The organism is Burkholderia sp. TSV86, from assembly GCF_001522865.1.
GTDB lineage: Bacteria > Pseudomonadota > Gammaproteobacteria > Burkholderiales > Burkholderiaceae > Burkholderia.
In genome coordinates this window covers 1-8,999 of sequence record NZ_LOWB01000093.1, presented here as the reverse complement: position 1 = coordinate 8,999, position 8,999 = coordinate 1, and the positions used below count along the sequence as shown (strand labels likewise).

The following is an 8,999-nucleotide window of genomic DNA, read 5'->3' as shown; positions in this document are numbered from 1 at the left end:
GATTGTTGCAGATCATTGCGACCGGTAATGTCCACGCCCGATGCATTGGAGTTCGAGGTGTTGCCGGTCTGGTCGGCATGGTTCTGATTGTTATTCGCTTGGCTACTCGTGTCGCCCATGTTTTGCTGCGAGCAATTAGAACCAGGGGGGCAGGCGCTTTGCGCATACGCTGTGCATTGGACCCATGCGAGGATCGCAAGGACCAGGAGTTTGGAGTTCATTGGTTTCTCGAAAAAAGCGGGGCGCTTTACAAGCCGCCCGCCAAAGAAGCGTCGCGCTCTGCGAGGACTACAATGGCGCGCGACGCCAGGGAGAAGAGGAAAAATCAGTAGGCGCGAAGGTTATCGACTGCTGCCCGCAGGTCGTTCAACGACGTGCGCTCACGCCCAGAAAGCTGCATTGCCTTAAATGCCCTTGCTTTCCATTCGGCTGCCCGCTGTTGACTGCCTTCGAGCACCGATTGCGGAACATGATTAATACGTCGCTGAATTTCTGCGCAAATCGCTTCTCGCTCAGTCTTTTCGGCGGCGATTTCCTCGGGAGTCTTACGGCGCTTTTTTTCCATCTCTCAGCTCCGTCAGGATTCTCACGATTTCCGGTAGATGTGCGCGAACGGTTTGTAGCTCCAATACATTCAAATCGCATTCGATCGCATCGCTCACACTAATCGGAAGTTTCCGATCTGCTATCGATAGATCAAATATCAATGTTTCGAGAGGCGCCATACTTCCCCCATGGGTTAATTTAAATTAAATCGCGCATGAAAGGTGAGGATTTTCGGGGTCACGCGCGTTGACCGATTGCACAGGCTTTTATCTGCTCCGCATTGCGCTGCTCGATTGCGGTCAAAGCGAAAAACAGCGCGACGGCCACGGCTGCGCCGAGCCAGATCTTTATCAAGGCCACGTGAATATCCCCGCACGGTAGGCGACACACAGAAACCAGATACAGCCAACTGCGACGCCGTAGATGAAAGCCATCCCGCAGGCGCGGGCAATATGCCCGTGAACGCGACCACAGCAGGCAAGCAATGCGTTATCGTTTGCAGCGCGCATGTCAGGCTCCCGTGGCGTCACGCCACCGCATTCGCTGCGAGAAACTCCTCGCACCATTCCAACGCTTGCTTCGATGCCGGATTGGTTTCTGGCGTGTCGCCCTTGCGGATCGAGAAGAAGAATTGCTCGGCCGGTCGATCCGAGTTTGGCTTGAATCCGAGTTGATCCGAGAAAACATCGATTCCACGCAGCTTTGCGATTGTGCCGACGAGGCAAGCGCATTCGCCGCTATAGACGGTTCCATCGACTCGACCTTCTTTGAGCGCTGTGATTAAGCCAGGAACTTCGGCCTTGGATTGATTGAGAACGTCGAATAGGTCAGCCTTGATAGCTTCCGCGTTGCCGTATACCCGCGCGTCGCCGTACACCCGCGCGTTGCCGGACACCCGCGCGTCGCCGGACACCCGCGCGTTGCCGTACACCCGCGCGTCGCCGTACACCAGCGCGTTGCCGGACACCCGCGCGTTGCCGGACACCCGCGCGTCGCCGGACACCCGCGCGTTGCCGGACACCCGCGCGTCGCCGGACACCCACGCGTTGCCGTACACCTGCGCGTTGCCGGACACCCACGCGTCGCCACCATGATCAAGATTGGAATCGGATTCGATATAGCCGCCGAGATTGCCGGGTGCGACAAGTGATCCAATTGCAACGAGTGCACGAATACGCTTCAACGTGCGGCCGTCGATCGTGGTAATGGTGTCGTCTTCAACGAATTCGTATTTACGGGTAGTCATAGTGGGTCTTCGATGTGGTGTGATTGCCCGCAGGGCGGGCGCGGTTGGTCAGGCAGCGTCCAACTTGCCGAGGATGTCGCGCGCCCCGAGATAGGCTCCGTATGCCTTCTGTGCTTTCAGCTCCGGGCTCAAATTCGGAAGGTCGGCAAGTATCGGCTTGCCAGCTTCGGACATCGCGCGCAATGCCGACGCCAGTTCCGTGTACGTCGGAATCCCCTTGGCCTTTGCCCACGAATCCATGCAATCGATGGTGTGCGCCTTTGTGGTTTGCATGTCTTTCTCCTGTAGCGGGAGGGGTTGGTCAGTGCAAGTGATGCTCGTCATCGTCGATTGCACGCAGTGCTTCGAGGAAGCGACGCACACAAAAGACAAGGAGGATGAGAGCGAGCGCTCCGAGCACGCCGAATGCGATGATCAGCATGTCAGGCTGCCCGTCGGTGCAAGTGCGCGGCTAACCGTTCACGTGCAACACGAAGCGCGATATTCGGATCGATATGACCGAAGTCGACACGCATTTTCATGCCTTCCAAATAACCGCTCAGCAAAGTGATAGCTTCGCGTCGCTGCGCCATGCCCTCGATGAACTCGACTTCGGATGCCGTCGTCCAGCCCTGTTTTTTCTCTTTCGATGTGCTCATGATTTTTCAGAAAATGTTAGGAATACGAAATTTAGACTGCGCTCAACGAGCAACACTGATGTGATCAATGCTGCCCAATCAGCGCGGTCAAGACTCTCAAGGGCGCGCACTCAGCAAGGGGCTTGCAGATAGGTTGATGGATGCGGAAGATTCCGCGCCGAATGCGCGCGCTTGAGAGTCGGATGTTTAAAGCGGGGTGGCGGTCCCTTCGTTGGCGGGCATAGAATGTCGTTGCCAAACAAACAATCAACGCCCACCGGGACCGCCATGGAAGCTATTGCCGGAATATTTCAGAAATTCATCATCGACTACTGGTACAAGATGCTGATACCGATATCCGTAATACTGTTTATTCTCGCCATCACGACAGATTTGCACACCATCCCGAATGGTCCGCTTGTCTTGCTCTCGATTGGCCTATTCATGATCGGACTCGGGGAATGGATTAACCATCCACTTCAGACCAGCGCCGGTGTCAATTTTGGCCAGAAGATGGTAATCGTGGCGCATCCGCGTCGTCCGAAGGTCGGTGGAGTCGTGCTCGATATCGTTGGAGCCATCTTGGGGTTCATTGGTTTTGTCAAGATTATCATTGCCACGATTTAATCTTTTCGCTTCGACCAGGGCCACCGAAACGGCTCACTTGGGTTGGCCGCCTCGACTTCCGCGCGGAATTTTTCGTAAGCTATCAACCTGAGTATCCTGGACCCTGCGAGCGCCTTATCCAAAGTGAAAACGATATCGATCACACTGTTCGCATAACCACAGGGATTCTCGCGAGGTATGCCTGCAACGAGGATCGCTCGGACCATCTCGAAAGCTTTTTTCTCATCGAGATAGGTAAGGAATTGCCCTTTTTCCAGTTCCTGCTCAATCTCTTGTGTTTGCATGAGAGTCTCGAGTCGCTTTTCTAAGGCGCTCCGACGTTGCGAGCACCTCATCTAAAGTGAAAACGGCATTGATCGCGTCATTCACACGATCCTTGAAGTAGTCGTTGACCGCCGCCGCTGAGAGGATCTCGCGCACCATTTCATAGGCAGTCCACTCGTCAAGATATTCAAGCTTTCGTTCTTCCATTTTTAGCTCCTTACGAGAATTCTCTTCCACATCGTTTCCTACGCTCCGCAATTGCTTGATCTGCAAATGCGGCGGCTATGGCAGTTTTTCCGGGGACGCCCAGCACTTTTTCCCCATCTACAACCCAAATCGTCGATTCCACCAAGGCCGGGAGTGCGGCGCAAAATACCCTGTCCCAAAATTCAAACTCTCTTGAAAGAACTTCTTGTTCCACGCCGACACCCCTTCAAAGCTTGGACTTGAGCGCATCTTCCTTCCACCAGGATTCGACTGCATGTTTATCGCGATCCAGATAGCGAATCAGGTAGTTGTTGCCATCATTCACATATTCGGCACGTCCGATCACTTTGCCCGCTTCTCCGCTGACATCGATCTCAACTTCCTCGCCCAGATTGAATTCGAAGCTCATCCTAAGGACTCCTATAAAAAATAGTTACGGATCACCGATACGCTCTCATCGAAAACGCATCGATCATTTACACGCATCGCCCCGGCTACACCCCGTCGAACGGGCTCCGGGCACGATGCGTACATCGCAGGCTTCCTCGCAACGAACTCAAGCAGCCAAACTTCGGCCTGTCGCGGCTCGCGCGTCCTGCGTAACGGCCTGATGGGGCCGGTAGGGCGAGTCCAGAGGGAGGCCCTACGAACTTCAATTGTTAAGGAGCGATCCGCCGGGGCGGGGTGCAGCGAGGTGTGTGCTGCGTTGAGAGGGATATTACCATATGGTATTTGAATGTCAATACCAAATAGTGATGTGTTGTTGGCTGTTGTTGTGTGCGCTGCAAGAGCAATCAATCTGGGGTAGGCGCAAGAAGGTCGGCGGGTAGAGTACGGAGAACGCTCTCTTGGCAACATAAGACATCTGATGTATCGTTACTGCCGTCTGAAAATTGGGATATGTGTTATGCGCCTAAGCATTGAAAAGCCCATTCCTGAGAAGATCCAAGAGGCGATTCTGGGCATGATCCGTGAACGTTCTCTGCGTCCAGGAGATCAGATTCCAACTGAAAGCGAGCTTTGTGAAATGCTTGGAGTGGGGCGATCGAGTCTTCGTGAGGCGGTCGCTCAGATGATTTCTCAAGGCTTATTATCGCGCACCCAAGGGCGTGGTACTTTTATCAGACAGCTTCCTGTTAGGTTGCAAGGGGGGCTCGATGAACTAATGTCTGTGACCGATATGATTAAGGCGGTAGGGGCCGTTCCATCTACTAGCCGCCAGGAGATCATCTCTATTTCGGCCTCGACGAGCTTAGCCGAGAAACTGGCGATTCCCATAGGAGAGCCATGTGTTCGTATAGAACGTATCCGTCGAGCCAATGATATTGTCGCGGCATATTGTATTGATATTGTTCCGAGTAAAATATTTGATGCGGCAAAGTCAAGGATAAATGAGTCACTTTTCTCCATGCTAGCGAAGGCAGGACAACAGCCATCATATTCGCGCACATCAATTCAGCCCGCCATGTTGACGCAACGTGACTTGCCGGAATTGGGCGAAGGTTTGGGACTCTTTTTATTGTTAGATGAAGTTCATTATAGCGATGCTGGATTCCCGATTTGCTATAGCAATGACTATTATAATTCTAATATTTTTAAATTTGATATTATGAGGAAGCGTGCATAAGGAAAGTTAACTTCATGGAGAATGGCAATGAAATTTGAGGCTTTAAATTCTCGTGATATATCAACGTATCTAAAGGCTATTCCTGAAATATACGCTATTCTTGGTGAATCGGACGAGATAACAATCACCGAGATTGGTGATGGTAATTTAAATTATGTGTATTTTGCCTATAATGCCGTCAACCCAGAAAAGAGTGTCGTTGTAAAGCAAGCGCCTCCATTTATGCGTCTTGCTGGTGAGGCATGGCCACTATCGCGTCAACGGATTGAGCGTGAGGCCGCCGCACTTAATCGATTTGGTAAATTGTGCCCGCAACATGTGCCGAAGGTTTACCATGTTGACCGGGAATTATTTTTAATAGTCATGCAGCGCTTGATGACTCATGATGTTCTTAGGCAGGGTTTGATCAATGGTGTTACATATCCCAATCTCGCGCGACATCTTTCGGATTATTTAGCTAAAACATTATTTTTTGGTTCGGATTTGTATTTATCATCTGATGAGAAAAAAGAGGCGGCAGCAACTTCAATCAACATAGAATTGTGTAAAATTACGGAAAATTTAATTTTTACTTACCCATTCGAAAATCATTCGTCAAACACTTATAATCCAAAATTAGAACGCTTCGTAATCGAGAAAATCAATCAGTCCATCCCTCTGAGAACTGCTGTGGCAGACATGAAATGGATATTCATGAATCACTCAGAAACATTGCTGCATGGCGACCTGCATACGGGTTCAATCATGGTGAACCAAAATGAAACATTCGTGATTGATCCAGAGTTTGCGTTTTATGGCCCATTGGGTTTTGACATAGGCGTACTACTCGCCAATTTTATACTCGCATATTTTTCTCATGACTGGCATGGTCGATTCGATAGTGAGGCATCAGAGTTATATCGATCATGGTTGCTTGAGCAAATCCGTGAGATTTGGCTTGGATTTTCTAATTCATTCAGAAAATTATGGCGAAATCACAAAAATATTGATAAATTAAATCGTGTAAATGAAAGTCAAGATGATATTATATTTTCCGAAATTCAAGATTATGCAATGAATCGGTTTTTTTGCGACGCTATGGGTTTTGTTGGTTGCGAGATCATCAGAAGAATTATTGGTATGGCTAAGGTGGCGGATATTGTTAATATCTCGGGATCATCTGATCGATTGTTGGTGGAAATGCGGGCATTGCGATTTGCGGAAATATTGTTGATAGAGTATCGTAAATTGACGTCTATTAATCAGGTTCTAACGTTAGTAACCGAAATGCAGGCGCGAAACGAGGCGTGGCCTATATGAAACATTATTTGAATTCCAGAAAATGTCGAGAAGTTGAAAAACTTCCGCCCACAATTGAATGGCGCGATGAGAAAGTATATATCCTTGATCAGACTCAATTGCCACATAGAGTCGCTATAGAAAAATTGAATTGTGTGGAGGATATGTGGTGCGCGATCAAGGATCTGCGTGTTCGTGGTGCGCCGTTGATTGGAGTGGCGGCAGCGTATGGAGTATGTCTCGCTATGCAATCAGAGCGCTCGGCTTCCTCTGCTGATTTTCGTGAAAAATTGGAGAACTGCGCTGCATATCTCAATACAGCACGACCAACAGCAGTGAATTTAAGTAAAACTCTTGAACGTATGCGGCGTGTTGTGATGCAAATTGAAGTCGATAATACCGCTATTTTATATGACATATTGCTGGCGGAGGCAGTGAAAATCCATGCTGAGGACTGCCATTTTTGTGATTGTATAGGTGCTCATGGCCTATCTTTAATCGCATCAAATTATGGCGTGCTAACTCATTGCAATGCCGGCGCACTGGCTACAACTGGAATCGGCACAGCGACGGCACCAATTTATCTTGCGCATCAACAAGGTATTCATTTTAAGGTATATGCTAGTGAAACACGCCCCTTGTTGCAGGGGGCGCGTCTAACGGCTCTGGAGTTACAAAGATCTGGCGTTGATGTTACATTAATTACTGATAATATGGCGGCGACGGTGATGTCGCAAGGAAAAATTGACTTGGTAATCGTTGGTGCTGACCATGTTGCAGCAAATGGCGATTTTGCCAACAAAATTGGAACTTTGGGGATTGCAATTCAGGCTAACTATTTTGGAATACCATTTTACGTGGCGTGCCCCTCGTCGACGCTCGGTCTCCAGGCGAAAACGGGGGCAGATATTGTTATAGAGCAACGTCAAGGCAACGAGGTTAGGCGCGTAGCAAGCCGATCTATTGCCCCTATAGATATCAAAGTCTGCAATCCTGCGTTCGATATCACGCCGCATGGCCTTGTAACGGGCATTATCACTGAGCGCGGCATCATTCGGCCACCGATTGCCGCTGGACTGGCAACGTTTTTATGAGCCATTGTTGAGCATAGAGCCTGGGCTGATATCCTGCGGGCCAATTTATATAGACAGAAGATATCGGCATGGGGTAAACACCAATGATAAACATCAGACATCATATGTATCTTGGCGTTTAAGGAAGCCAAATAGACGTTGCCGCACATGGATTCATGCCGCGAAGCGATGTCTTTTAAAGATGTGCCTGAGAGACGTATTTGATTGTCGAGAGTCGTGCCCGAATTTTGGGGCATCATTCCGGGGAGAAGCAATGCGAGATCAGATAAGAGGTGGCCTGCGCTGTCGACCTGGCGACTTGGCAATCGTAACAAAATGCGGCAAACCAGAGCGAATTGGCCTATTGGTGCGCGTCATCGGGCGCTGCCCTGACCACGGTTATGATTGGCTAACAGAAGTGCTTGGTCCCGGGATTATGGGGCGCGATGTTTTTACAGGCATGATCATCAACTGCAAAGAGGCGTTGATGTATGACCATAACCTGACACCAATTAGGGGGGCTAATCCTCGACAGCAATCCGCCCGGATCGACGAACGCCGCTGCGAAAGAGCTTGAGAGTGGCGCGTAAATTATCAAAGACCTCGGTGGAGAGGCCGCTATGGTCGGCCTCGATGATTTCATCAATCAAGGCGCGCGCACTTTGATTGGCAATCTCTATCGTGGTTGGGCGATCTGGTGACGGGTGAGAGTTGGACTCCGGCCGCTCATTTTTTGTCTGCCTTGCGATCTCATGAGGATAGAAGGGTTCTCCTTCATCTTTCTCTAGGCTATGCGGTAGCAGCTTAGCTTTTCCCTCCAAATTTCGGGCCTTTATAGGGCCAAAAGATTTATTCCTCAAGAGTCCAGACAGCTCCCCTTGATTGATGCCCGTTTCTCTGACGAACTTTGCGGGCGTGTCATCAAAGTGCCGGCGGATTAACTCCGCAAGCCTAGCTCGATGGCGATCCGCGATCTCCCTTCTGATTTGGTTAACGTCTGACATGTCTAAATTGTTCATTACTGTCTAGTAAATTGCCAAACGGTATTGACTAAAAATTACCATTCGGTATTATTTGGGTATGAACAAGCTACTCGCCTTTATCAACGGCATGGCCGTCGCCGCAAGAGCGAATTTTTGCGCTCGAATCGGAGCCTCCGAGGGATACCTTCGAAAGGCAATTAGCGTCGGCCATAACCTTGGAGCAGGACTTTGCGTGCGTATTGAGCGCGAAAGTTCTCACGAAGTAACGCGCCGCGACCTCCGCCCCGACGACTGGCAAGACATCTGGCCCGAACTAACAGAACAGAAGGAGGTTGCATGAAGGATCTGTACATCAGAATCGTCCTATGGTTGATCGGGCCGGCACTCGACGCTCGGGAGAGCGCGAATGCCGCCCGAAGTACAGAACGTATGGCTGCTTCAATCCTCGGGGCGTGCGAGAAGGGTTTTGCCCGAGACTTCCGCTTCGACGGGTGCGTTCCTTGTGCGTCGGCCAAGGGAGCGGCTTGAATA

The 8,999-nt window shown here is 50.3% G+C and carries 14 protein-coding genes; 5 read left to right on the top strand and 9 right to left on the bottom strand.

Going from position 1 to position 8,999, the window contains the following annotated elements; genetic code table 11:
* The 5 genes from WS68_RS28975 to WS68_RS16020 form a co-directional block, all read right to left on the bottom strand.
* On the bottom strand, positions 1 to 221 hold a 221-nt coding region (locus WS68_RS28975), incomplete at its 3' end, for a hypothetical protein (RefSeq protein WP_231753036.1).
* A gap of 104 nt (positions 222 to 325) precedes the next feature.
* A complete protein-coding gene (locus WS68_RS27720) occupies positions 326 to 565 on the bottom strand; it encodes a hypothetical protein (RefSeq protein WP_156429539.1) in 240 nt (79 codons plus the stop codon).
* Between the two features lie 507 nt (positions 566 to 1,072).
* Positions 1,073 to 1,792 (bottom strand): polymer-forming cytoskeletal protein, encoded by a 720-nt coding sequence (locus tag WS68_RS28405; RefSeq protein ID WP_197419621.1) that lies wholly within the window; start codon positions 1,790 to 1,792, stop codon positions 1,073 to 1,075.
* Positions 1,793 to 1,840: 48 nt separating this feature from the next.
* Positions 1,841 to 2,065, bottom strand: coding sequence for a hypothetical protein (locus WS68_RS16025; protein ID WP_156429538.1), 225 nt, complete (start codon positions 2,063 to 2,065; stop codon positions 1,841 to 1,843).
* 149 nt (positions 2,066 to 2,214) lie between these two features.
* A complete protein-coding gene (locus WS68_RS16020; protein ID WP_059571743.1) occupies positions 2,215 to 2,430 on the bottom strand; it encodes a hypothetical protein in 216 nt (71 codons plus the stop codon).
* 225 nt (positions 2,431 to 2,655) lie between these two features.
* Between WS68_RS16020 and WS68_RS16015 the strand changes: the two genes are divergently transcribed.
* Positions 2,656 to 3,036, top strand: a complete 381-nt coding sequence (locus WS68_RS16015) for a hypothetical protein (protein ID WP_231753035.1) — start codon at positions 2,656 to 2,658, stop codon at positions 3,034 to 3,036.
* Here WS68_RS16015 and WS68_RS16010 read toward each other — a convergent pair.
* From WS68_RS16010 to WS68_RS16005, 3 genes are all read right to left on the bottom strand, one after another.
* Positions 3,033 to 3,320 (bottom strand): hypothetical protein, encoded by a 288-nt coding sequence (locus WS68_RS16010; RefSeq protein WP_156429537.1) that lies wholly within the window; start codon positions 3,318 to 3,320, stop codon positions 3,033 to 3,035. The genes WS68_RS16015 and WS68_RS16010 overlap by 4 nt on opposite strands.
* Positions 3,301 to 3,507 carry a hypothetical protein gene (locus WS68_RS27715; protein WP_156429536.1) on the bottom strand — a complete coding sequence of 69 codons (207 nt, stop codon included), beginning with the start codon at positions 3,505 to 3,507 and terminating at the stop codon, positions 3,301 to 3,303. Before WS68_RS27715 ends, WS68_RS16010 begins: the two co-directional genes overlap by 20 nt.
* A 226-nt stretch (positions 3,508 to 3,733) precedes the next feature.
* Entirely contained in the window at positions 3,734 to 3,916 is a 183-nt protein-coding gene (locus WS68_RS16005; RefSeq protein ID WP_059571740.1) for a hypothetical protein, read from the bottom strand.
* A 498-nt stretch (positions 3,917 to 4,414) separates the two neighbouring features.
* Between WS68_RS16005 and WS68_RS16000 the strand changes: the two genes are divergently transcribed.
* The 3 genes from WS68_RS16000 to mtnA are packed head-to-tail and all read left to right on the top strand — an operon-like array spanning position 4,415 to position 7,506.
* Entirely contained in the window at positions 4,415 to 5,134 is a 720-nt protein-coding gene (locus WS68_RS16000; protein ID WP_059571739.1) for a GntR family transcriptional regulator, read from the top strand.
* 27 nt (positions 5,135 to 5,161) lie between these two features.
* Positions 5,162 to 6,433: an S-methyl-5-thioribose kinase gene (mtnK, locus tag WS68_RS15995; RefSeq protein ID WP_059571738.1), complete on the top strand. Its 1,272-nt coding sequence runs from the start codon at positions 5,162 to 5,164 to the stop codon at positions 6,431 to 6,433.
* A complete protein-coding gene (mtnA, locus tag WS68_RS15990; protein WP_059571737.1) occupies positions 6,430 to 7,506 on the top strand; it encodes an S-methyl-5-thioribose-1-phosphate isomerase in 1,077 nt (358 codons plus the stop codon). The genes mtnK and mtnA overlap by 4 nt, the downstream gene beginning before the upstream one ends.
* A 500-nt stretch (positions 7,507 to 8,006) precedes the next feature.
* Here mtnA and WS68_RS27710 read toward each other — a convergent pair whose 3' ends face one another.
* The gene (locus WS68_RS27710) at positions 8,007 to 8,489 is read right to left on the bottom strand and encodes a hypothetical protein (protein ID WP_197419620.1); all 483 of its coding nucleotides are present in this window, start codon (positions 8,487 to 8,489) and stop codon (positions 8,007 to 8,009) included.
* A gap of 76 nt (positions 8,490 to 8,565) precedes the next feature.
* Between WS68_RS27710 and WS68_RS15985 the strand changes: the two genes are divergently transcribed.
* Positions 8,566 to 8,808 (top strand): transcriptional regulator, encoded by a 243-nt coding sequence (locus WS68_RS15985; protein WP_059571736.1) that lies wholly within the window; start codon positions 8,566 to 8,568, stop codon positions 8,806 to 8,808.
* Positions 8,809 to 8,999 lie beyond the last annotated feature (191 nt).